This window comes from Lacihabitans sp. CCS-44, from assembly GCF_024343735.1.
Classification (GTDB): Bacteria; Bacteroidota; Bacteroidia; order Cytophagales; family Spirosomataceae; genus Leadbetterella.
Map to the genome: position 1 here is coordinate 37,749 of NZ_RJUE01000063.1, position 23,607 is coordinate 61,355.

The 23,607-nt window shown below is 36.7% G+C and carries 22 protein-coding genes; 13 read left to right on the forward strand and 9 right to left on the reverse strand.

The genetic code is table 11. The features are described 5' to 3' along the window. Positions 1–141 precede the first annotated feature (141 nt). Positions 142–1,332 carry an FAD/NAD(P)-binding oxidoreductase gene (locus EGI26_RS19090; RefSeq protein WP_255080671.1) on the forward strand — a complete coding sequence of 397 codons (1,191 nt, stop codon included), beginning with the start codon at positions 142–144 and terminating at the stop codon, positions 1,330–1,332. A 148-nt stretch (positions 1,333–1,480) separates the two neighbouring features. On the opposite strand, the gene EGI26_RS19095 is transcribed toward EGI26_RS19090, so the two are convergent. Beyond that, positions 1,481–1,894, reverse strand: coding sequence for a helix-turn-helix domain-containing protein (locus EGI26_RS19095; protein WP_255080672.1), 414 nt, complete (start codon positions 1,892–1,894; stop codon positions 1,481–1,483). A gap of 115 nt (positions 1,895–2,009) precedes the next feature. On the opposite strand from EGI26_RS19095, the gene EGI26_RS19100 reads away from it, so the two are divergent. Then, positions 2,010–2,807 carry an SDR family oxidoreductase gene (locus EGI26_RS19100; protein WP_255080673.1) on the forward strand — a complete coding sequence of 266 codons (798 nt, stop codon included), beginning with the start codon at positions 2,010–2,012 and terminating at the stop codon, positions 2,805–2,807. Between the two features lies 1 nt (position 2,808). Continuing rightward, positions 2,809–3,813, forward strand: coding sequence for an NADP-dependent oxidoreductase (locus EGI26_RS19105; protein WP_255080674.1), 1,005 nt, complete (start codon positions 2,809–2,811; stop codon positions 3,811–3,813). Between the two features lie 65 nt (positions 3,814–3,878). Here the strand turns inward: EGI26_RS19105 and EGI26_RS19110 are convergent, their stop codons facing one another. The 5 genes from EGI26_RS19110 to fucP all read right to left on the reverse strand — a co-directional run bounded on the left by EGI26_RS19110 (position 3,879) and on the right by fucP (position 9,872). Then, the gene (locus EGI26_RS19110; protein ID WP_255080675.1) at positions 3,879–5,927 is read right to left on the reverse strand and encodes an acylase; all 2,049 of its coding nucleotides are present in this window, start codon (positions 5,925–5,927) and stop codon (positions 3,879–3,881) included. Between the two features lie 87 nt (positions 5,928–6,014). Beyond that, entirely contained in the window at positions 6,015–7,415 is a 1,401-nt protein-coding gene (locus EGI26_RS19115) for a CotH kinase family protein (RefSeq protein ID WP_255080676.1), read from the reverse strand. A gap of 312 nt (positions 7,416–7,727) precedes the next feature. Continuing rightward, positions 7,728–8,177, reverse strand: coding sequence for an ankyrin repeat domain-containing protein (locus EGI26_RS19120; protein ID WP_255080677.1), 450 nt, complete (start codon positions 8,175–8,177; stop codon positions 7,728–7,730). A 113-nt stretch (positions 8,178–8,290) separates the two neighbouring features. Next, positions 8,291–8,623, reverse strand: coding sequence for an L-rhamnose mutarotase (locus EGI26_RS19125; protein ID WP_255080678.1), 333 nt, complete (start codon positions 8,621–8,623; stop codon positions 8,291–8,293). Position 8,624: 1 nt separating this feature from the next. Then, the gene (gene fucP / locus EGI26_RS19130) at positions 8,625–9,872 is read right to left on the reverse strand and encodes an L-fucose:H+ symporter permease (protein WP_255080679.1); all 1,248 of its coding nucleotides are present in this window, start codon (positions 9,870–9,872) and stop codon (positions 8,625–8,627) included. 222 nt (positions 9,873–10,094) lie between these two features. Here fucP and EGI26_RS19135 point away from each other — a divergent pair, with 222 nt between their 5' ends. The 6 genes from EGI26_RS19135 (at position 10,095) to EGI26_RS19155 (ending at position 14,785) form a co-directional block, all read left to right on the forward strand. Beyond that, positions 10,095–11,393 (forward strand): DEAD/DEAH box helicase, encoded by a 1,299-nt coding sequence (locus EGI26_RS19135; RefSeq protein ID WP_255080680.1) that lies wholly within the window; start codon positions 10,095–10,097, stop codon positions 11,391–11,393. Between the two features lie 652 nt (positions 11,394–12,045). Beyond that, positions 12,046–12,198 carry a hypothetical protein gene (locus tag EGI26_RS19140; RefSeq protein WP_255080681.1) on the forward strand — a complete coding sequence of 51 codons (153 nt, stop codon included), beginning with the start codon at positions 12,046–12,048 and terminating at the stop codon, positions 12,196–12,198. After that, positions 12,198–12,734: a GNAT family N-acetyltransferase gene (locus EGI26_RS19145; protein WP_255080682.1), complete on the forward strand. Its 537-nt coding sequence runs from the start codon at positions 12,198–12,200 to the stop codon at positions 12,732–12,734. Before EGI26_RS19140 ends, EGI26_RS19145 begins: the two co-directional genes overlap by 1 nt. Before the next feature lie 144 nt (positions 12,735–12,878). Beyond that, positions 12,879–12,998 (forward strand): DUF4160 domain-containing protein, encoded by a 120-nt coding sequence (locus tag EGI26_RS21325; protein ID WP_409035385.1) that lies wholly within the window; start codon positions 12,879–12,881, stop codon positions 12,996–12,998. 1 nt (position 12,999) lies between these two features. Further along, positions 13,000–13,278: a hypothetical protein gene (locus EGI26_RS19150; protein ID WP_255080683.1), complete on the forward strand. Its 279-nt coding sequence runs from the start codon at positions 13,000–13,002 to the stop codon at positions 13,276–13,278. Between the two features lie 193 nt (positions 13,279–13,471). Further along, a complete protein-coding gene (locus tag EGI26_RS19155; RefSeq protein ID WP_255080684.1) occupies positions 13,472–14,785 on the forward strand; it encodes a DUF5690 family protein in 1,314 nt (437 codons plus the stop codon). On the opposite strand, the gene EGI26_RS19160 is transcribed toward EGI26_RS19155, so the two are convergent. Beyond that, positions 14,766–15,911: a TIGR03364 family FAD-dependent oxidoreductase gene (locus tag EGI26_RS19160; protein ID WP_255080685.1), complete on the reverse strand. Its 1,146-nt coding sequence runs from the start codon at positions 15,909–15,911 to the stop codon at positions 14,766–14,768. The two genes, EGI26_RS19155 and EGI26_RS19160, sit on opposite strands and share 20 nt — an antisense overlap. Positions 15,912–16,283: 372 nt before the next feature. Beyond that, positions 16,284–17,003: an HAD hydrolase-like protein gene (locus EGI26_RS19165; RefSeq protein ID WP_255080686.1), complete on the reverse strand. Its 720-nt coding sequence runs from the start codon at positions 17,001–17,003 to the stop codon at positions 16,284–16,286. A 467-nt stretch (positions 17,004–17,470) separates the two neighbouring features. Between EGI26_RS19165 and EGI26_RS19170 the strand changes: the two genes are divergently transcribed. Both EGI26_RS19170 and EGI26_RS19175 read left to right on the forward strand, forming a co-directional pair. Next, positions 17,471–18,388, forward strand: a complete 918-nt coding sequence (locus EGI26_RS19170) for a metallophosphoesterase (RefSeq protein WP_255080687.1) — start codon at positions 17,471–17,473, stop codon at positions 18,386–18,388. Positions 18,389–18,509: 121 nt separating this feature from the next. Next, a complete protein-coding gene (locus EGI26_RS19175; protein WP_255080688.1) occupies positions 18,510–19,577 on the forward strand; it encodes an alkaline phosphatase family protein in 1,068 nt (355 codons plus the stop codon). A gap of 91 nt (positions 19,578–19,668) precedes the next feature. Here EGI26_RS19175 and EGI26_RS19180 read toward each other — a convergent pair whose 3' ends face one another. Next, positions 19,669–20,730 carry a Cj0069 family protein gene (locus tag EGI26_RS19180; protein WP_255080689.1) on the reverse strand — a complete coding sequence of 354 codons (1,062 nt, stop codon included), beginning with the start codon at positions 20,728–20,730 and terminating at the stop codon, positions 19,669–19,671. Between the two features lie 326 nt (positions 20,731–21,056). On the opposite strand from EGI26_RS19180, the gene EGI26_RS19185 reads away from it, so the two are divergent. Together EGI26_RS19185 and EGI26_RS19190 are read left to right on the forward strand one after the other, a co-directional pair. Beyond that, a complete protein-coding gene (locus EGI26_RS19185) occupies positions 21,057–22,076 on the forward strand; it encodes a glycosyltransferase family 4 protein (RefSeq protein WP_255080690.1) in 1,020 nt (339 codons plus the stop codon). 68 nt (positions 22,077–22,144) lie between these two features. Next, positions 22,145–23,116: a lysylphosphatidylglycerol synthase transmembrane domain-containing protein gene (locus EGI26_RS19190; RefSeq protein WP_255080691.1), complete on the forward strand. Its 972-nt coding sequence runs from the start codon at positions 22,145–22,147 to the stop codon at positions 23,114–23,116. The last annotated feature ends 491 nt before the right edge of the window (positions 23,117–23,607 follow it).

Consider the following 23,607-nt stretch of genomic DNA (forward strand, 5'->3'; position numbering starts at 1 on the left):
AAGTATAAGTAATTTGTGCCATACAAATAAGAATTGATACTATCTTGAATTCTATATTTTTAGGAAATTTGCAAGAAAAAATTATACTATTTTAAGTGTAATTCGATTGGAGATTTTAGTAATTCTTAAAAATATTTAACCATGAGCCATCATCAGATCATAATTGTAGGAGGAGGAAATGCCGGTATTTCGGTAGCGGCACAATTATTTAGGAAAAATGCTAAATTGGACATCGCCATTATTGATCCAGCAGATAAGCACTATTATCAGCCCGCTTGGACATTGGTAGGCGGTGGTGCGTTTGATATAGCAAAAACCGAACGCTCAGAAGCCAGCGTAATGCCTGAAAAAGCCAAGTGGATAAAGGAAGCCGTTGAGTCTTTTGCTCCTGAGAAAAATACGGTTACCACCTCTGGAGGTAGCTATACCTACGATTATATGGTGGTTTGTCCTGGTATTCAACTCAATTGGTCGGCTATAAAAGGTCTGCCAGAAACCATCGGGAAAAACAATGTTTGTAGCAATTACAGTTTCCAAACAGCTCCTTATACTTTTGAGGTTTTGCAGAATTTTAAAGGAGGAAAGGCTATATTTCATAATCCGCATACACCAGTAAAGTGCGGTGGAGCACCGCACAAAATCATGTATTTGGCGGCGGATTATTTCAGAAAACATGGATTGCTCGACAAATGCGATATTCAGTATTGGAGCGGTGCGGCCAAGTTGTTTGCGGTAGCCAAATACGAAAAGACCTTATTGGAAGTTTGCAAAAGAGCAGACATTAAATTGCACTTAATGGAGCGTTTGGAAGAAATTGATGGTCCAAACAAAAGAGCACGGTTTGTAGGAATGGCTGAAAGCAACATGGGCGTAGAGACTTGGGTAGATTTTGATATGATGCACGTTACACCTCCACAGTCAGCTCCAGATTTTGTCAGCAAAAGTCCGCTTGCAAATTCTGCGGGTTGGGTAGATGTAAACATTAACAATTTACAACATAATGTATACCCAAATGTGTTTTCTCTTGGAGATGCCGCTGGATTGCCTATTTCAAAAACCGGTGCGGCTATTAGGAAGCAAGCTCCGGTAGTGGTGGCTAATTTACTCAGCGTGATGAGCAATCAACAAATGGACGGCAACTATACAGGCTATACTTCATGCCCATTGGTGACAGGTTACGGCAAATTGGTACTGGCAGAGTTTGATTATAATAACAACCCTATGGAGACTTTTCCTTTCGACCAATCGAAAGAGCGTTGGAGTATGTACCAGCTTAAAAAACAGGTACTTCCACGCATGTACTGGAGTCAAATACTTACCGGAAAAGCATAATATGAACAACAAAACCCAATAAATTGAAACCTCCGAATGGAGGTTTTTTTATGAAAATTTTGGTGATTTTAATTTTTGGAAATTTAAAGGAGAAGAAATTACAGTCACTGATTCAACATATTCTTGTATTTGAGTCCTTATTTACACATCATACCACTTCTTCCTCCAATTGCTTTCGCAACCCCTCCATCATTGTATTTAAGGCCACTTCTTTATTCTTTTTGGCATCATTTACCATTTCTTGTAAATCTTCTGGAATTGGAAAATATTTCTCTGCCCAAAGATGAATTTCAAATATAATAGGTAATAAATCTATCCCTTTGTTGGTAAGTCTATACAAAACTTTTGCTTTGCTGTCTGGGTGTTCCCGCTTTTCAATAATTCCATTTTCCTCAAGAGCCAGTAATCTGGACGCTAAAATGTTTGTTGCAATTTTTTCGTCTGATTTTAAAAAATCTCCGTAGGTGGACTTCTGATAGAAAATTAAGTCTCTGATAATCAATAAAGACCACTTGTCTCCAAATACTTCAAGAGAACAACTTATTGGGCATTCAGACCTCATTTTTGACATTTTGTAAAAATAATTTAAATAATTACTTGCATTTTGAAAGTGCTTTGTATATTTGCACTTGCAATTTGCAAGCAAAATTACATTTTAAATTTAAATAGAAATAGAAATGAGCAAAAATATTTTAATAACAGGAGCTTCATCGGGCTTTGGTTTACTTATAGCAAATGGGTTACATAGCAAAGGTTATAATGTAATTGGTACGAGTCGCAACCCAGAAAAAATACAATCGACAGTTCCTTTCAAAATGATTTCACTCGATCTTGATTCGGGGCAATCTATAAACACGTTGCCCGAAAGGTTATTTAAAGAAATAGGTCAACTCGACATTCTTATTAATAATGCTGGATTTTTGGTAAATGGTATTGCTGAAGAAATTCCTATTGAGCTTGGTAGAAAACAGTTTGAAACAAATTTTTGGGGTACTATCAAGGTTACTAACGCCATGTTACCTCATTTTAGAAAACAAAAATTGGGTAAAATAATTACCGTAGGTTCAATTGTGGGATTAGTTTCATTTCCAAATGCTTCTTACTATGCTGCCTCAAAACACGCACTCGAAGGTTATTTCAAAGCATTAAGATATGAATTGGATGAGTTTAATATTAGTGTTGCTATGATAGAACCTTCTGCTTTTAAAACCAGCATATTAGATAATTCTTCAGCACCAATTGCTAAAATTGATGATTACGATTCATTGAGAACCAGAATTGAAAAATTCACAAATGACTTAGTGAAAAACGCAGAAGACCCTGCATTGGTTACTGCTAAGATACTTAAAGTAGTAAAAATAGATAAACCTAAGTTTAGAAACATTGTGGGTAAGGGTACTTCTACTTTGCTCAATCTTCAACATTTCGCCTATGGAGTCTTAGAGAAAAATGTACTTAAACAATTAAACAAATAAAATGAAAGCATTTCAAGTAACAAAATACAGCAAAAAAGAACAATTGCGACTTACGCAAGTGGCAGAACCGACAATCGCAGAAAACGAAGTATTGGTGCAGATACATGCCGCAGGTGTAAATCTATTGGACTCTATGATAAAATGGGGAGAATTCAAACTATTCCTTCCTTACCAAACACCGCTTATCAATGGGCACGACATGGCAGGTGTAATCACCAAAGTAGGTGCAAAGGTGAGCAAATATAAAGTAGGAGATGAAGTTTTTTCAAGAGTAGCTGATTACAAAATTGGCACATTTGCAGAATACATTGCCGTAAATGAAAATGATTTAGCACCAAAGCCCAAAAACCTTTCTATGCAAGAAGCCGCCTCTGTTCCTTTGGTGGGTTTAACAGCTTGGCAAGCATTGGTTGAAATTGCGAATGTAAAAAAAGGACAAAAAGTTTTCATCCAAGCTGGTTCGGGTGGTGTAGGTACTTTTGCCATTCAACTGGCCAAACATTTAGGAGCTTTTGTGGCTACAACAACAAGTTCTAAAAATATTGAATTAGTAAAAAGCCTTGGAGCCGATTTGGCGATCGATTACAAAACACAAGATTTTTCTACTTTGCTAAAAGATTATGATTTGGTATTACACAGCAACCGTGAAAAAATAGTTTTAGAGCAGTCTTTAGGCATCCTTAAAAAAGGCGGTCAGCTTATTTCCTTAGTAGGTCCGCCGACGCCTGAATTTGCACAAGAAATTGGCTTGGCTTGGCACTTGAAATTTGTGACCAAATTATTAAGCTCAGGAGCAAAGAAAAAGGCTGAGAAATTAGGAGTCCATTTTAAATTCCTTTTTATGCGAGCGGATGGGAATCAATTAAGCGAAATTACTAAATTAATAGAAGCTGGAATTATCAAGCCAGTAATCGATAAAGTATTTCCGTTTGAACAAACCAATGAGGCTTTGGTGTATGTGGAAACTGGTCGGGCGAAAGGGAAGGTGGTTGTTGCAATTAATTAGTATTTGTAACAAAAAATCCATTCGAATATAAAAACCTCCGGAAGGAGGTTTTTATATATAGTTTTTCACTTCGGATGATAATTCCTAATTGCGTTTTTCAAAACTTCTTCCTTATCAAGTGTCATTTTCTTGGGCTGTTTGGCCAAATATTGTTCCATTTGGTCAGCAAAATGTAGGCTTTTTTCATTTGTAGAATTGCCGTAACTGATCATAGTTTCTATTTCAGGCAATCCGGTTTTTGTGAAACGAGCCAAAGCAATGTACGATTCTCCTTGTTCAACTTTTATTTTTCCATCCTTGTAAGACCTGGCGTGAGAGGCTGTTAACACATCGGGCATTCCCCATATCGGTTTTTCTATATTGCCTCTCACCAATTTTTGGTAGTCGCCCAAAATGATTTCAGTGCTGCCAAAATGCGTCATCATATACTCTTTCGTAGATTTTAAAGATTCCAAAATGCTTTCTTTGCTAATTATCGGTCTATTGTTGTAGTCAATGGTTTTTATGTTTTTCCTTAATTCATAATAAAGGATAAGAAATGAAGCAGCACCTTTGCTGTTCACATCCGTTTTTCTGTCCCATTGTTGTATTCTGTCGATAAGTGTTTCTAAATCAGGATATTCCTTTGAATTGAGTTTGTATAATTCATCAATGTCAACCGAGAATTTTAAATTTTTAGGCAGCTGATTATCATATTTTATTCTTTTGAAATCTTCATAACTTAGCTTTTCGTAGGCACCTATAAGCTCCTCAAAACGCTCACTGCGGTTGTTTTGTAGGGTTTCGTAGCCCATGGTTAAGTCAAAATCTTCGTTTTTTAGATTTTCCTTTTTGTCTGTGGCATTAAACGGTGAGTGGTTGGTGTTGAACAAATATCCGCTCGTTGGATTCAAATATTGTGGTAAATCTTCAAGAGGATGGAAAGAAGTAGTTAGGGTTTTTGAGGTATTTCCGGGTACGGTATTTTGCCAATCATAGCCTTTTTCTCTCAAAGGAATTTTCGCATTGCTCACATAAAATATCGTATCGTTTTTGTCGGCATACATGGTGTTGAACATCGGAATCGCCACCATTTCCATAGCTTTCCGAAACTCAGAATAGTTTCGGGCTTTGTTCATTCTGTACCACTGCTCCATGCCTCTAATGTCTTGATTCGCACCCATTCTCATCGAAAAAGTGCCTTTGTTGTTCGTTACAGTTGCTCCATATTTGGTCCAATAGGCCTTCTTCTTTACAGGAATGGTCAGCCCTTTAATTTTAGCTTTCAACTTGATGGTTTTTTGTTCTAAATCTAGCCATTGTCCGTCATATTTGTATTGGTTTTTGTTGGCTGGGTTCATTTCTAATTGGTAAATATCTATTCTGTCCGGATAATTTACCGTATGAGCCCAACCCAAGTTTTCATTTACTCCCAACGAAATCACAGGCGAACCTGGGAACATTCCGCCTAAAATATTGAGGCCTTCCTCACTAATCAAATGTGCTTCATACCAAGCCACTGGGCCTTCTAAGGGCTGATGAGGGTTGATGTTTAAGTAAGTTTTGCCATCAGTAGTTTTTGATGACGAAATGGCGAAGGCATTTGATCCTGCCGCTTTAAAACTATCCAGCGTTTTGTTATTGCCTTTAAAAAGATTTCCTAATTCACGGTCTGCCCCAGAAATAACACAGAGAGAGAAGGTTATGGAAGTCATGTAGTCTTTGGTGGTAATTGGAAATGATTTTTTGACCAATATTTCCATTGGGTGACTTTTGGCGTAGGCATTTATTCCTTGAACATATCCAGATATCAACTTTTTGAAGTCTTCGGATAAGTCAGTATCGTATTTTTCATTCACAATTTCTCTACATCTAAGCAATTGGACGGCATAGTCCGCTGCTGCTCCATCTTTTCCTTTGAGCTTACCCAGCATTCCTTTTCCGATTAACATAGTCAGTTGCATGGTTTTAAAATCGTCCTCGGCATTGGCGTATGCTAATCCATAAGCTACTTCTGCATCGGTTTTTGCAAAAATATGTGGAACACCCCACTGATCTCTCACAATATTTATTTTGTCAGGATTGATTTGTGCAAAAGAAGCAAGAGGAAGCAAAAAGAAAAATAAGAATTTCATAGAATAAGGTTGATAAGCAATTAGAATTAGAAATATACGCATTTCTATTCTTTCAGTTGCTGTTTTAACCCTTTAAAATGAAATTTGTTATTTCACAAAAGCATTTACGGCATTGTTTCTAGTCACGACATGCGTTTTTAGAATAGGCAAAGCGGACGTAAATTGTGAAACATTGGTCAAGTTTGAATAGGGAGCAGCCTCTTTCTCTGAACCATTAACAAAGGGCGTAATCATATTCGTCGCATTGTCAAAAAGTGCATTCATTTTGCTAGTAGTGAAGGTGTTATCGTTAAATTCCTTTACGTAGGTTTTGTATTTGGCATAATAAACTTGGTCTTCCGAAACATATTTTATCAGTGGCCAAGTGGTAGCTACGCCCGAAAGATTGAGTTTTACTCGTTCTTGGCTCGTGAGGGCTTCGTTGTTGTCCCAAGGAATCCAAAGGAGTTTTTTTGACGAATGATTATACAAATAATGATTGTGAGCCATGGCTCCATAAGTATCCCAGTTGACCAGCGTGGAGTTTACTGCCAGCCATTTGACGAACTGGTCCATGTTCATGTATTTTTCTAAACCAGCTCTCCAAGCAGCCGGGTCGGTGGTACGGTTTGTAGCGTTTAGGGCTGTCACTGCACCTTTTACATCTGAATAATCAGCTTCAGTTTTGTTGTTTTTCTTCTCAAAAGTAGCTTCCGAAAAACTCGTGAAGTTAGACTCGGGCTTGTAGATATTTCCGGCATCTTCGCCCAGTTGTTTTTTCAGCATGGTATCATCTACCACTTCTACCATGGTGTATATACCGCAATATTTAAGACCATCACCAAAGTCAATATAAAGTTTGTAAAAAGACGTTTGTGCAGCAGGAATTCCGGCCATTCTAAAAATATCAGCCGAAACTTTCTCTCTTATCAATGAATTGTCTTTTACGGCAGCCGAAAAGGAAAGTTCTTTAAATCCATAAAGTCTTTGGTCATTGATTTCGGGGTGAGCATCTTCAAATTCATCAAATTTTAGTCTGAACGGTAGCTTGTAAATTCCTGATTTCCATGTCGAACTCAATGTAGAATTGCCTTTCAATCTGAATCCAACATTTTCCCACTTTTTTCCATTAAATTTTACCGAAGCCTCTACATATTCGGGTTCTTCTCCAAAGCTTGGCACCACACCACCATTACCACCCGGCAAACCACCACCACCTTGTCCACCACCTCCTGGTTGTTGTCCACCGCCAACACCAAAAGTACCTTTGTTTTTGGCCACCATATCGGCTTTTATGGCTTCCCAATTTGTTTTTCCAATCGTGATTTCCAACGTATTTACTTTGTCTTGGGGAAAAACCGTCTCATAATCCGGCTCGACATCATTGCTGTGGCTGGCCTTCGTCCAATCGGGATTGGTGGCTACAGTTTCAGGGTCGAGATTGTCGTTGTTTTTATTCACACAAGCAAACTGAGACAGGAACAAAACGGCTGTAAGTAGGTATTTCATATTGGTATAATTGGGTCTTTTTATCTATTACGAAGATTAGACAGGAAATGTTATCTTTGGTTTATGGAACACGCCGTGAATGGAACACGGATTTAAAGGATTTGACACGGATAAAAGGATATTTTTGAACAATCCATACTTGTCTGCTTCATGTGCTAAGAAGATAGATAGCAAACTTATATTGGGGATTACGTTTCAAGACTTTGCGTTCGGGTGGGAAATCGAAGCACAAAAGCTGAATTTCTTACTAAAGTTCAATTAAAAAGCTATTGTTGAATTTTACACTTCGGACAGTCTCAGGCAAAACCCTTGTTAGTGATTCGTCGTTTTTTCCGTCAATTTTTTTATTAATACTTTATCACCTATTGTTATTGCAAATTTTAATGGAGTATTGTCAGCATTATTTATCGAATTTGGATTTGTATTGTATGATAAAAGCAAGTCTACCATTTCATATTTTTCTTTTGCATTAAAAACTGCCGTCCATAAGGGTGTGTTTCCGTAAATATTCTTTTCCTCAATGTTTATGTTTCTTTGAAGTAATTCTTTTGCTAATTGAATATTATTGTATTCACAAGCAAAATGAAGAAGATTTAGTCCTTTTTGATATTTTTTATTTATATCTTCTATTTCTGCTACTTTTTGTAAAAAAAAATCACTATTGATATCGTTTTCAAATAGGTTAATTTCTTTCGCTTCGTCCAACAAAGGTTTCGTTTTTGTCTTTGTTTTACCTTTTTTAAAATAGTCGAATATTTTCATAAATTAATTTTCTTTTGGTGTGTAAGTTTTACAAAGACAGATATCAAATAGATAAAAGTATGTTTAAATGAAATCCGTGTCAATTCCGTGTTAATCCGTGTTCAATAAAGTCACTACACCAGTCCAAAAATCTGTTTCATCATCACCCATTTTTCACCAGGTTTGGCCATGGGTAAAGCTTGTTGAAACGTCCACATAAAGTTTTCCCATTTCTGGACAATCGGATTCTCAGCATCGGCTTTAGATTTTGCTTCAAACGAAAAGTCGTCTTTGGTATCCATAATCATAAACATTCGGGTGCCAATTCGGTAGATTTGCATGTCGGTTATGCCGGCCACCACAATCGTTTCTCGAATTTCTGGCCAAATGTTCTCATGTATTTTTTCGTACTCGGCAATAGAGGCTTCGTCGTCTTTCAAATCTAGAGCAAAACAGTATCTTTTCATATCAAGCCGCTTTTTTGTGACCTACCAATCCGTAATACAAAACCACTATAAAACAAACCAAAGGTACCCAATAACCGACCTGAATGTTATCGTTTGAATTATCTATGATATAACCCATTATAACAGGAAAAATAGCACCACCAATAATTGCCATTACTATCAGAGATGAAGCAGGTTTGGTGTTTTCAAGCATATCCTCTATTCCTAATGAGAATATTGTTGGAAACATTATAGACATGAAAAAACCCAGTCCACCTAAAGCCAAAACTACGTTTTTGCCATCAGCGTAGACAGCCACTAAGCTAAGCAAAATACACATGGCGGCGTAAATGCTCAACAGCTTGGCTGGGGCAAGATATTTCATGATAAAGGTTCCCAAAAAGCGACCCACCATGAAGAGAATTCCGTAAATTCCGAGATAATAGCCAGCGGTTTTTTCGTCTACGCCACCACCTGAAATGGCCATTCTGACAAAGAAACTGGTTACACAAACCTGTGCTCCTACGTAAAAAAGCTGTGCAATCACGGCCCAAGTCAGGTGTTTGTGTTTTAAGGCTCCGGCTATGCTGCCAGTGGTTTCGCCTTGGTCTTCTTCTTTAAATTCTGGGAATTTCAAAACCATAAAAAGTACGGCTATCACCAATAAAAATCCGCCCAAAATCATGTAAGGCATTTTTACTGAAGCCGCTTCAGAGGTCAAATAGGCGATTTTTTCGACTTCTGGTAACAGATTAAGTTCCTCAGAAGAATACTCTTTGCCTGACAAAATGAAGATGGTGCCCACCATTGGAGCTAAAAATGCGGCCAAGCCATTGAACGATTGTGCCAAATTGAGTCTAGTGGTGGCATCTTTGGCGTCACCGAGTTTTGTGGCGTAAGGATTGGCCGCGGTTTCAAGAATAGTTAAGCCAATACCGATAATAAATAAACCCAAAAGGAAAATACCGTAGGTACGAGAATTGGCGGCTGGAACAAACAAAAAAGCTCCCAAACTGAAGACCAATAAACCCAGAATTATGCCCTTTTTGTAACCAAATTTTTTCAAGACCAAACCTGCCGGAATGGCTCCTAAAAAGTAAGCCAAATAAACTGCGGTATCTACAAAAGTAGATTGCATATTGCTCAGCTGTAAGGCTTTACGAAGGTGTGGAATAAGGATGCCGTTGAGGTTATTGGCAAAGCCCCACATAAAAAACAAGCAGGTGACCAACACAAACGGAACCAAGTAATTGGGTTTATTTTCTTTCATTTAGGGTTAAATTTTTTGCAAGGTAATTTTTTCAGAACAAAACTGGAAGAAAGCTTTCTTTTTTTTGATAAACACATAATTTATTAAAAAACACATAGAAGGATAGAGAACATAGGACTCAATGATACCTGTGTGTGTAAAAAAGTTACCGAAACCTATGATACCTATATGCCTATATGTTTCAAAAAAAACAACCACTCAAAACTTTCCGTACCTTTGTATATGGAAAAAATCTTGGCTAAAATAGGCATAGAGGCATTGAACGAAATGCAGCTAATCACTCAAAAGAGTATCTTAGAAAATAGAAATACCCTTCTTTTGTCGCCCACAGGATCGGGTAAAACCTTGGCTTTTTTGCTGCCTTTACTGGAGATTTTGGAGCCAATAGAAAACCAAATTCAGGCCATGATACTGGTGCCGACGAGAGAATTGGCATTACAAATAGAGTCAGTGTGGAAAACCTTGGGTTCGGGTCATAAAATAAGTGCGTTCTATGGTGGCCACAGCATGGAAGTGGAGGTAAACAGTCTCAAAAATCCTCCAGCAGTGTTGGTGGGCACACCTGGTCGAATAGCCGATCATTACACCAGACATACCATAGATTCCAAGCAGGTGAAAACCATTGTTTTTGATGAGTTCGACAAGTCGCTCGAAATGGGATTTCATGAACAGCTGCAGTTTATTTTGGAGCGATTGCCCAATCTGAATAAATACGTTTTTGTGTCTGCCACACAAGGAATTAGCTTACCTGGCTTTTTGAATATTGATGCAATAAATACCATAGATTTTATAAATGATGGCCAGCGAAACCAAGGCTTGGCTCTGCGATATGTAAAGACTAACAACAAGATAAAATCCTTGAATATTCTTCTTGGACAAATCAGCCAGACTCCGACCTTGATTTTCTGTAATCAGCGAGATGAGGTAGAAGAAGTGGCCAATCTGTTGACCAAAAACGGCATCAATTGCGGAGTTTTTCATGGTAAAATAGAACAAATAGACCGTGAAAAAGCCTTGATAAGATTCAGAAATGGAAGTGTGAGGTATTTGGTGAGTACCGACTTGGCCGCTAGAGGTTTGGATATTCCTGAGGTGGAAAATGTGATACATTATTCGATGCCTTTTCATGAGCAGGAGTTTGTACACCGCAACGGCCGTACAGCCAGAATGAACGCTTCTGGCGTAGCTTATTTCTTTTTGGAAGAAGGCCAAAAAACACCACAATACATCACTCAGTTGCCCGAAGAGTTGGTTTTAGACCAAAGCCCCAAAGGTGTTACCAAAGAATCGTGGACCACACTTTACTTTAGTGGAGGCAAAAAAGACAAGATAAACAAAATAGACATCGTAGGTTTTTGCTTACAAAAAGGCGGAATAGAAAAAGACGCTTTGGGCAAAATAGAAGTACAAGATTTCGCATCTTATGTGGCCATCGCAACAGCCCAAGTTTCCTCATTCCTCAAAAACATCAAAGACCAAAAAATTAAGGGGAAGAAATTGAAGATTGAGGTAGCTAGGTGATTTTAAATGCTTACCACCTTTGAAGCGGCAGTTAAGTTTTATTCGATTGGATTTCTGAGTTATGATGTCGTGAAACTAACTTAATGCCAGTATTTTCTACGATTCAATAGATTTACTACCAAATTTTCTCTCATTTTTTAAGTCTTCAACAAAATCGTCAACTGATTGGTCCAGCTCCATTGCATCAAATAGAGACTTCCACGAAATATCTTTCGATTTTCTTTTAGTTTTCATAGACTTCGAAAGCCTAGCAATGAGCATCAATTATATACCAAACGGGGAAAGGTTATATAAGTCGCTTTATATGAAGAGGTTATTCAATGTAGGGTATTATGGTATAGCTACAATGATAGAGTTCTAGATGGGGTAGTTATATAATTGCGTTAATAGATGTTGGGGTTGTAAAGTGTTAACGCAATTATAATAATAGAAAAAACAAACTAACTTGGTGTGGTTCTTGTTGTTACGGCATAAAAGAAAGTTACAAAAAATAAATTAAAATATCTTTTTTTAATAAAGAAGTAGTAGTTTTACGTTGTAATTGTGCAAACTTAATTAAGCAATTAATAGAAGAGTTAGTAGTAGTTCTGTATATCGGTTTGTTAAGACTATAGACTTATACTAACAGTAATAACATTTAATTTAAATAGAAATGGCAAAGCCAATAAAAGAGACCCCCATTTTAAAAGGTCAAGACGCTGTAAGGTTCCAGAGGCAAATGACCAACTCAGTGAAGATTTCTGATGATGCAAGAAAAAAAATGCAAGCAAACTTTGATAAAATTCAATCAATTTCAAGGTTTTGATGGATATTTCGGATTTCAAGTTAGTTAGACTAAATGAAGATTACGACATAAAGCCGTTCGATTGTGGAGAGAAAGATTTGAATGAGTTTCTCTTTAATGACTCAAAAGAATTTCAAAGAGAATTCCTTGCTATAACTTACTTGTTAGAAAAAGATGACACTACTGTTGCTTATTTTAGCCTTTTGAATGATAAAATAAATATCCATGACTTAAAGGTAGAAGACAAGAAGGCTTGGAATAAAATAAGAAAAAAATATCCTCAAAGGAAAAGACTTAAAAGTTACCCTTGTATGAAGATTGGGCGACTTGGTGTTAGTTCTGATTATCAAGGAAAAGGTATCGGTAAAATGATATTAGATTATTTGAAAGTAATGTTTTTAAGCAACAATAGAACGGGTTGTAGATATATCACTTTAGATGGCTACCGGAATTCTTTAAATTTCTACCAGAGAAACGACTTTGTTTTTTTAACCTCAGGTGATATAGATGATGAAACAAGACTAATGTATTTTGACTTAAAAACGTTGTCTCTGTAATTTCTAAGTATTATCCACAAAAACGACATATTTACTAAATAATATTCTGATACCCCTTGTTTTTATAATCTTTCATTAATGCTTTTGTAATGAAAAAAGGCCGACATACAATAATGTATATCGACCTTCGACGGAGTCTAGTTCATGGAGATTTTTCCTAGCCATAAACTTAAGCTAGTCTCAGCTTGGGCTGAAATACATAAAGATGAATTATTGAAAATGTGGAATACTAAAGAATTTCATAAGATAAATCCCTTGCAGTAATATGGTAAGAATTAGCAAAATAATAGACATCAATTCTTTTCAAATAACTGGACAGTTTAATGATGGACAAATTAAGAGATTGGGTGTTTATCCTCGGATTAAGAATCATTTACATTTAAATGGTGTATCTAGCCTATTAGATGAAACTATTTTTAAAAATGCAAAATTGGGGGATTTTGGAGAAATTTATTGGCCTCAAATTGTGGTATCCAAAGATGCAACCATAATGGATTATGACATTTCGCCTGAGTTTTTTTATAATAATGGGGTTGTAGTTTGATTTGAATTTGGACGTTAGCTTTTTAAAGAGTGAAACTTGCATGATGCGGTAAAGACAGTACAATCATTGTAGAGCTAGAAAGTACAAACTAACCAATTTCAAAGGAGTACTCTAATTTCACAATCTCACCCCCACCAATTCATATCAATTTCATAAAAACTGCTTCACTTTGTAGTAATATTAGAAACCCAATTTGCGTAAAAAACAGATTGTGGAATACCTTTCGGCTCGATTAACCAGAAAACCACTTTTACTCAATATTTGGTGCTTTGTTGCGGCTTTTGGGGCTTATTTTTGTACCTATGCCTTTCGAAAGCCCTTTTTTACGGCCCAGTTTGATGGTTATGTGCTTTGGGGCATGAGCCTCAAAAGTGTCTATATCATCATGCAAGTGTTGGGTTATATGAGTTCTAAGTTTATCGGCGTAAAAATCATATCAGAGCTTCAGCCGCAACAAAGAATCAAGCTCATTATTTCCTTGATATCCATCGCTGGTTTGGCTCTTCTGTTTTTTGGTTGGGTGCCAGCACCTTACAATCTCCCTTTTTTGTTTATTAATGGCTTGCCTTTGGGCATGGTTTGGGGTGTACTTTTTAGTTTTTTGGAGGGGCGGAGGTTTACCGAAATATTGGGTATTGGCTTGAGCATCAATATGATCATGACTTCAGGAATTTTGAAATCCGTGTATCTTTATATTCAAGGTTATTATGGTTTTTCTGAATTTTGGATGCCTTTTGTGGTAGGTGTTATCTTTTTGCCCGCTTTTGCCATTTTTGTGTGGATGTTGAGCAAAATTCCGCCTCCAAACAAGGAAGAACAACTGGTAAAAGTCTCTCGCAAACCGATGAACAATACCGAAAAAGTGAAAATACTTTCGAAGTATGGTTTTGGTATTTTAACCATCATATTGGTGTATGCATTTTTCACAACGCTCCGGGATTTTCGAGACAATTTTGCGGTCGAGATTTGGCATCAGATTGACAGCCAGCATTCTAAACTGATTTTTGCTAAGACAGAAACCATTATTGCTTCGGTGGTTATGGTGTTTTTGGCGTTTATTGCTTTTTTCAAAAACAACCGCACAGCCTATTACGCCATCACGATCATGATTGTTTTTTCCTTGCTTTCCATACTCTTGAGTAATTATCTTTTTCGGGCGGACATTATTTCACCACAAATATGGATGACTACGCTAGGTATTGGATTTTATCTGCCCTATTTGTTGATACAGATTGCTTATTTTGAGAGGCTTATAGCATATCAAAGGATTAAGGGCAATGCGGGGTTCTTTGTGTATTTGTGCGATAGTGTTGGGTATTTGGGTAGTGTGGTGCTGCTGTTTTACAAGGAATTTAGCGAGAAAAGTATAAATTATAGTCAGACACTTTTGGAACTCAGTGAAGCGACTGGTTATCTGGGAATATTATTGATTGCGGTGCAGTTTTTCTTTTTTGAGAAGAAATATACCAAGCAAAAAGAATACGAATTTAGCGAAACAATTGGTTGATTTTGGCTTCGGCATAACCCGCACTGGTGGTCATTCCCTTGCCGCCTATTCCTGTTCTGATTTCGATATTTTCTGATATTTTATGTTCAAAAATTCCGTCAGGATGTTGGGCATAATAACCCGCCCAAGTTTGTGCATAACTGTTTCTGGGAATATTCAGAATCAATTCTGCCTCGTTTTTCATGAGGTCGTTGATATAATCATTTACGCCTAATCCCAGATTTTCCACCCCACTCACGCCAGCATATTCGTGCGAATCGCCCACTATGATACTGCCGTCGGGCAATTGCTTGAAAAGAATGTGAATTCCCCAATTTTTAAGTTCCAATAAATGATCGGGCGTTTTGAGTTTTACAAAAGACGGACATTCCTCAAAAGATTCGTATCGTCTGATAGTAAGGCCAGTTAATATGTTGGCTTTGAGGTTAAATTGCTTCAAAGGCAGCGTTTTCATCATCTGCAATTTACTCACTATCAAGCCACTGTTTTGATAGATTTCGGGAAACAAAAGATTGAAAACATAACCGCTACAAATGATGGTTTTCTCAGCCAAAAATACTTCGCTGCCTGCTGTTTCAACTTTTACGTCTCCATTTTGTTCTTCCACGTTTATCACGGCTGTATAGCTTTTATAAACCACACCCAACTTCTCCACACAGTAGTCTATCAGTTTGTAGATAAACTCTGAAGAATTCACGCTATATTCTTTTGGATAAAAAATAGAGCTTTTTATATAGTCCGAATTTATGTCTGGAAAATGTACTTTTGTTGCTGTTTTGGAAAGAATTTCTTGGGTATAACCTGCATTATTGTGCAACTCAGCAACTTCATTTATTAGATTCAATTCATCTTCGTCAGAGGCTATATACACACTTCCGTTTTTAACTAAAGTAAAATCAGCTTCAGCTTGTAGCTCATCAAATATTTCCAAACTTCTGATGCCGAACTTTTGCCAGTAAGTATCTAAGCCAGAAGGAACCACCTGACCGAAATTTTGAATGGTGCTACCTACTGGTCGATTATCTTTTTCAAGCAAAAGTACCTTTTTGCCCATTTTGGCAGCATGAAATGCATGGAAAGTGCCCATTATGCCTGCACCAACTACTATTAGGTCGTATTTTTTCATTTTTCTGAATTTTCTCGCAAAGTCGCAGAGACGCAAAGGGTTAATTGGTTCTTAGTCATAATTATTGGAAACTTCAAAATCAAATAATATACTTGATTCTGAAATCACTTTCGTCGCCTTGCCGGTGGAGCCTTCATTTTTTTTCAAAAAAAACGAACGGAGGGGTCCGACTCCAAAAAAAACTGCACCCAGCAAACTCACACACTCAAAATTCTGTAAAAATGTCTTTTCATAAATTAGAATTTTTTTGAACAGAATTTTGAGTGTGTTCAAACAGTGCTGGCTGTTATAAGGAATCATTTCTTTTTTATTTTCCACAGTTTTTGACGAAAAACTGTTTAATTGTTTGTTGAATGACCAACAATGGTTCTTTTATCTTTCCAAAATAATCTTAAGCTCAGACAGATCTACTAAAAGGCCATCATTGGGATATGCTTCGAGTTGAGTTCTACTATGTGTGCCGTTGCAAACACCAAGACTTAGAGAAACACCAGCACTTTTACCCGATTGCAAATCCGACGGAGTGTCGCCAATGTTGATGACATTTTTTATGTCACTGATGCCTAGTGTTTTTACCGCTTTTAGAATCATATCGGGCTGTGGACGACCTTTTTCAACTTCGTCAGAAGCTATCGAAAGGTCGATAATCCCTTTTCCAGAGGCATTAAAGTAGTCTTCATTAAGTCCATCCAACCAGCCCAATTTGTGAAAGATGATGTTGGTTATTTTTCTGTAAAAACCTGTGGTTAAAGCTATTTTGATGTTGTGGGATTTAAGGTATTCGAATATTTCTAGGCAATGGTCAGTGGGAAAAATGGTGTGATTTTCGTAATGTTCTTCTAAAATTCTTGTAAAGTTTTCATAGCTATATTGTACGTTTTTGGCAAATTCTGCGTGTGATTCACCTATTTTTTCATTCCAGAGCATTCTGAATACTTCTATTTTTGAATAACCCTGAAGTGCTAATATTCTCTCTTCATTTACGTCTAAATCAGTGATTTTGCAAGCTTCTGCAAAGCAAGTTTCTACTTCTTTTTGGTCTCTGACGGTAGTGCCTGCCATGTCAAATATTACCAGTTCTATATTTTTCATTATTTTACCGCTTCGTCCCTAAGATGCGAAGGGAAATGATCTTCCTCATTATCTTAAGACTTGTTATTTTATATTTTACAAAAATATGGAACTGGATTTTTAGAGAGGTTAAGCTAGTGTTAAATTAGAATTATAGTAAAAATTAAATCTTATCTATTATTTCAGAATTGACTTTTATATACTTTCGACGCCTGGCCGGCGGCCTTCATTTTTGCGAGTCGTCGCACCGTTTGAAAAAACGAAGCAAAAAAACACTCACAAATCGGGACACCGAATCGAATTGGTTCTCATGAAAAATTTGAAATTGGCCATTGAGTTTTTATTGGAATTGTGGATTTCAAATTTTCCAAACGGACTTTTTTGTGATTATAAGGAAGCATTTCTCATTATTTTTGTTTTTACTGAATCATTTAACACCCACTTAATGATTTGGTTATTTTGGGTTCGGAATTTTGCAAAAAAAACGAATGCAAAGACGTGGCCTTTTAAAAAGTCTTGGACTGATCACAGGTGGACTGGTTTTACCGAAAGAAATTTTAGCCCAAGAAACACCAAAAAAGAAATCCATTCGAATAGCTCACATCACCGATACCCACATTCAGCCTCACATTGGTGCCGCCAAAGGGTTCGAAAAATGCCTTCACCATATTCAGAATTCAGAGCAGAAAATTGACTTTGTCATAAACGGTGGAGATGCCATCATGGGTTCGCACAATGCTTCGTCGAACAGTATTGGAAAGCAATGGGAATTGTATAAAAGTGTTATAAAATCTGAGAATAGACTGCCTGTTTACAATTGTGTTGGTAACCACGACATTTATAGAAAAAAAGACGATTTGCAGGGTTTTGAAGACGGCAAAAAGGAAGCCATGGATCATTTCGAAATGAACAAAACTTATTATTCCTTCAGTGCCGCCAACTGGAAGGTGATAGTTTTGGATAGTGTTCAAGGCAAATTGAACTTGAAAGGTTACCAAGGTAAAATAGACGAACTGCAACTTGATTGGCTGAAAAATCAACTTAAAGAAACGCCAAAAGAGACTCATATTCTGATAGTTTCGCATATTCCTATTTTGTCTGCTTGCGTGTTTTTAGATGGCAAAAATTTCAAGAATGGCGAATGGCGTGTACCCGAAACTTGGATGCACTCCGACACGGAGGATTTGGTAGAGCTTTTTGCCAATTATCCCAACATCAAACTGGCCATCAGTGGACATATACACCTGACTGATAGGATTGAGTACAACCAAATAACCTACTGCTGCAATGGTGCCGTCAGTGGCAACTGGTGGATGGGCAATTACAAACAAACAAAGCCTGGCTACGCCATTATTGATTTGTATGAAGATGGTACTTTTGAAAATAAGTATTTGAGTTATTCTTAAAAATTTGTCTTATTTTAGTCCAAGTCAATTCAATCCCTTTTTTTAAGGAACATCTATGAAAAGTTTTAGACACTCAAGAGAATGATTATTTCTTTGTGTCTTTGCGTGAAAATATAAATACATGAAAAAAATATTATTTTTCGTTTTTACCCTTATTTCAATACAATCTTTTAGCCAAAAAACCGAGAATATTTTCCTTATAACTTCGGATGGTTTACGTTGGCAAGATGTATTTGCTGGAGCTGATTCTGCTATTATTTTCAATAAGGTTTTTACACCAGATTCTGCCGAAATTGTTAAGGAGTTTTGGGATAAATCAGCACAGAATAGGAGGGAAATATTGATGCCGTTTTTATGGAAAACATTAACTAAGGAAGGTCAGATTTACGGCAACAGATGGAAAGGGAACTTTATGGATGTGGACAATATTTACAGATTCTCGTATCCAGGTTACAATGAATTACTCACAGGTTTTGCTGATGTTGAGATAAATTCTAATGATAAAAATTATAATAAAAATGTAACAGTTTTAGAGTATCTAAATAAGCAGCCAAAATTTAAGGGAAAAGTGGCGGCTTTCAGTACTTGGGATGTTTTTCCGTATATCATAAATGACAAAAGGAGTGGTATTCCGGTAAATTCTGGCCGAGAATTGGTAGAAGGAAAGCTGTCGCCAAAGCAAGAATTACTCAATGAAATACAACTGTTGGCTCCACATGCCAAAGCTGAGCGACACGATTTTATAACTTATTTCCAAGCAAAGGAATATGTGGCATTAAACAAGCCCAAAGTCATGTTTATTTCTTTTGACGATACCGATGGATACGCTCATGCTGGTAAGTACAAAGAATATTTACAATCGGCTCATGCATTTGATAAATACCTCAGCGACCTCTGGAATTATTGCCAGTCGCAACCCGAATACAAAGACAAAACCACGTTTATCATCACGACCGATCACGGTAGAGGAGACAGAGACAAGTCGGAATGGACCAGCCATGGTCAGAGAATCAGAGATGCCGCACAGATTTGGATGGCAGTAATTGGGCCAGATACACCCGCGACGGGAGAAATAGCCACCAAACAAAATCTTTTCCAAAACCAGATTGCCAAAACATTGGCGGATTTACTCGGATATAATTTTGAAAATGGAAAAGAAATAGGCAAAGAAATTGAGAGTGTCAAATAGATACATTTAGCATAATGTTTTGACGAAAGAATTTAATTATACGCTTAAAGAATTATTTTTAAAATCAGAGGTTTTACCTCTGATTTTCCTTTCAATCTATTCTGCAAGCATGGTTACTCTCAATTCTTTTGATGGCTTCAAATGCCACTTGGTGCTCTACTACCCCTATAAGATTTTCTGGAATTCCTACACATGAGCAGTTTACTTCACTCAAAACATAAAGGTCTTTCCCCACATTATTTGTATCTAGAATAAAATCAGCCGTCCAAATTAGCGGTAATTGGCTCATTGCCAGTTCGGCTTTAATAGTAGGTAGGGACTTTATTAGTAATGTAGCCAAATCAATGTATTCTATTGGTGAGTGATAAGAATATGTTGCTCCAGAAAACAAGGTTGCTGAGAAAGCTCCCGTAGTGGCCACAGGTTTTTTGTGAATAATGTAGGATGGATGGTCACCGATCATTAATACTCTATACTCGCCCTCTTTTATGCGTGGCAAAAATGGCATATCTACCATTAAATCTTGTTCTCCAACAATGTATTTCTCACACATTTTCATAAAATAATCGAGCGTGTGGATTCTCGATTTGTTGTCTTTTGCTTCCGTATATTTCACTAACGTGTCTATCGGCAATTCCCCAATTGTATTTACTGTCGAATTGTCCCAAACCTGAACTTTCCAGATACCTACACCAGTAGAACCCCTGTTTTGTTTCAAAACTCTTTCGCCTTGGGCTAATGCAAAAGGAAATTTTTTTCTAAATTCTTCGATGGTAAAATATGCATGCGTGTCATTTTTAACAAGTGGCGTATTTTTTAGCTTTAGAAGAAAATATTTAGAGCCAAAGTTGAGCATTTCATCAGGATGCGACATGGCCGCAAGGCCTACCTTGTGTAGTGCCCTGAGGGTTTCGAGATATATTTTTTCGCCTTTGGGTAAGTTACCTGGGTTTATTCTGCTTATATAACCACTGAATATAGCTGATACATAGTCAAAGATTTCACTCTTCCATTCATCTCTAAAGTATATTATTTCACAGTCCCAGCCTTGTTTTTTTATGGCATTAACTATTGGCATTGTGTCTTTTCTTAGGCCATTGAGCCATTTATCAGAACCACCTTCTACTTCAAAAATCACAATGTTTTTTTTCATAATGTTTATAGTTTACCACTAGGCCGCAAAGACACAAGGAAATAATATTCCCTTGTATGTCTGTTTTACAGTACTTTCAGTTTATAGAGCAAAGTTTCTTTGAAAAAGGTAGTATTTTCCAGTTTCAAATTTTACGGTAAAACTATGCCGAGTTGTTGTGCAAAAGGTCCAAATGATGTTAACAAATCGTTAGTTGAGGGTTAAGTTTTTGGTACTGTTTTTTAGGTGCAGTGAAATATAATATTTAACAATACCATAATAGCCAAAGGCAACGTTTGTGTTCTATTTTATCGTTTATTTACCAAAACAAGCTAAACTCCTTTGATATGAAAATACACCTAGTTTCTTCCACAGATTTTATGGCTAAAGGCACAGGCGTACACAGTGCTTTTGTGGGTATGTTTGATTTATTAAAAGAGAAAAACGATGTTGAGGTTTTGAGAAATCAAGAAGGCTTCGGCGATATTTTTCACTCACATTCTTATGGTTTGTATTATTTTTTGAAGTCTCGCAAATACAAAGGCCGCCGAATTCATACCGTACACACCACGCCAGCAACCATTAAAGGCTCGGTGGTTTTTCCAAGTTTAGTATTGCCTTTTGCCAAGCTTTATTTTAAAAAGGTTTTTAACCATGCCGATGTCTGCATTGCCATATCGCCGATGGTAGAAAAGAACCTTAGGGAGTTGGGAGTAACTTCCAAAATTATAAACATTGGCAATCCAATAGATTTAGACAAGTGGTATCCAAGTGTTGAAAAGCGAGTTTTGGGTAGAAAACTCATTGAGCTTGATATAGATAAAAAAGTGGTGCTGGGTGTGGGTCAGTTACAAAAACGTAAGGGTGTGGAGGATTTTATAGAATTGGCTGAAAAACATCCAGATATATACTTTGTTTGGGCAGGAAGCAGGCCTTTTGGAGCGATAACGGAGGGCGTTAGACGTATCAATCAGAGAATAGAAGAAGCACCCGAAAATGTGAAATTTATCGGACAAGTTGACCTCGAAAATATGCCGAATCTCTATGCTGCTGCTGATGTGTTTTTGTTTCCTTCTTACCAAGAAAACAGTCCATTGTCGCCCATAGAAGCCGCGGCCACGGGTTTGCCTGTTTTGTTTAGAGACTTGAGCGAATATGAGATGTTGTATGAGTCGGATTATCTAAAAGCAAAAAACAACCTAGAATTTTCACGGTTGATTAGCAATGTTTTTGAGGATAAAAAATACATGCAATATGCTAAAGAATTATCGGCTACCTTGGTTAAACAATTCGATAAAAATGCTATCCGAAAAAAACTCATTTCGTTGTACGAGAATGTGTATAATGGGCTGGATATAGCGGTTTAAGGTGGAAATTTCTATGATTATGTTTTGCTACTCTTTAAGCATTGCATCTTAGCCAGAAAATGTAAAAAATGACAAAAAAGAGAATTTGGACTTGTGTTTTGCTAGGTATTTCGGTGTTACTGATGTATTATGTTTTGCGAGATGTGAAATACAAGGACTTTATAAAGCAAACCTCTAAAATTGACCTAAAAATGGCGGGTTTTGCTGGTATTTGCATGTTGCTTTCTGCTTGGTTTAGAAATCTACGATGGCTGATGCTTTTTTCACCTTTGGGCTATCAGATCAAAAAGAGTCAAGCATTTTCGGCACTGCTGTTGAGTTATCCTGCAAATCTCATCATTCCGCAATCCAGTTTTTTTGTGAGAGCCGGCTATTTGAGAAAAATAAGTGGAGTGCCGTTTACTGAGTGTTTGGGTACCATCATAGCTGAAAAACTTATGGACGGCCTAGTGGTTTTTGGCTTATTTTTCGTGTTTATGTTTTCTAACTTCTCTTTTCAAGTCTCAATTTTTCAGAATTACAAATTTTATTTAGGTATAATACTTTTTGGCTTCGTGGTTTTTAAGTTAGCCAGTTTTTTCTTTAAAACCTATCTTAATGTCCGTTGGCAAAGTATCATGACCGCAATAAAAAACCAGTTGTCCAATTTCAAAATTGGATTGATGACCGCCCAAAAAGTAGATAATAAACCCTTGTTTGTGTTTTACACTTTGGCCATTTGGCTACCTTATTTTGCGATATTTTATTTTCTGCTTAAAGGCTCGGTGGCAAGAGATTTCATAGATATAAAACTCCCTATAGAACTCGCCGTGATGGCCAATATTGGTTGGATATTCCCCACCCAAGGTGGTTTAGGGTCATATCATTTCCTTATTACTCAAATTATGCAATCTCACGGCTTTGAAAATCTCCAAGCTGTATTTTTTGCTTTTTTTAGTCACATATTTATTATTTCTAACGATCTTCTTTTAGGCCTTTATGTAATATTATTCAATTACAGAACTGTATTTGGTTTCTACAACGTAGTTCAAAACGTATAGGTTTTCGAATTTTATTTAACGGCAATCAATCTGATAGTATAAAATGCAAGCTTTTTGGCTTACATAGCTTGGTTGCTTTCGTCTATATTGTTTGATGAAAATTATCTATTTCATATACCCTTTAGTCGTTGTAAGTGGTTTAAAATTAGTTAATTGTATTTCTTTAAGATGCTTTTAGTTTATTAATTATAGTGTTTGTATTTCTTAATTTGTGATTCTTGAACTGCATTTCATTGAAAATATTAAATTTTGAATCAATTCAAATAAAAGTTCCTAGCTTGGATAAAGGCTTATCTGATTCTGTAGAGACGTTGGAACGAACCGATTTTATTATAATTTTCAAACTTAATTCTATGAAGACTTCAGGAATTTTGATTGCTTCATACTTTTTTACTTCATTTACTTAACTCTGCCATGAAAAAAAAAGCTATTTACGGGCGTCAATTCTTATTTGCTGTTTTGGGAATATTCTTGTTTTCTTTAAATCAAAT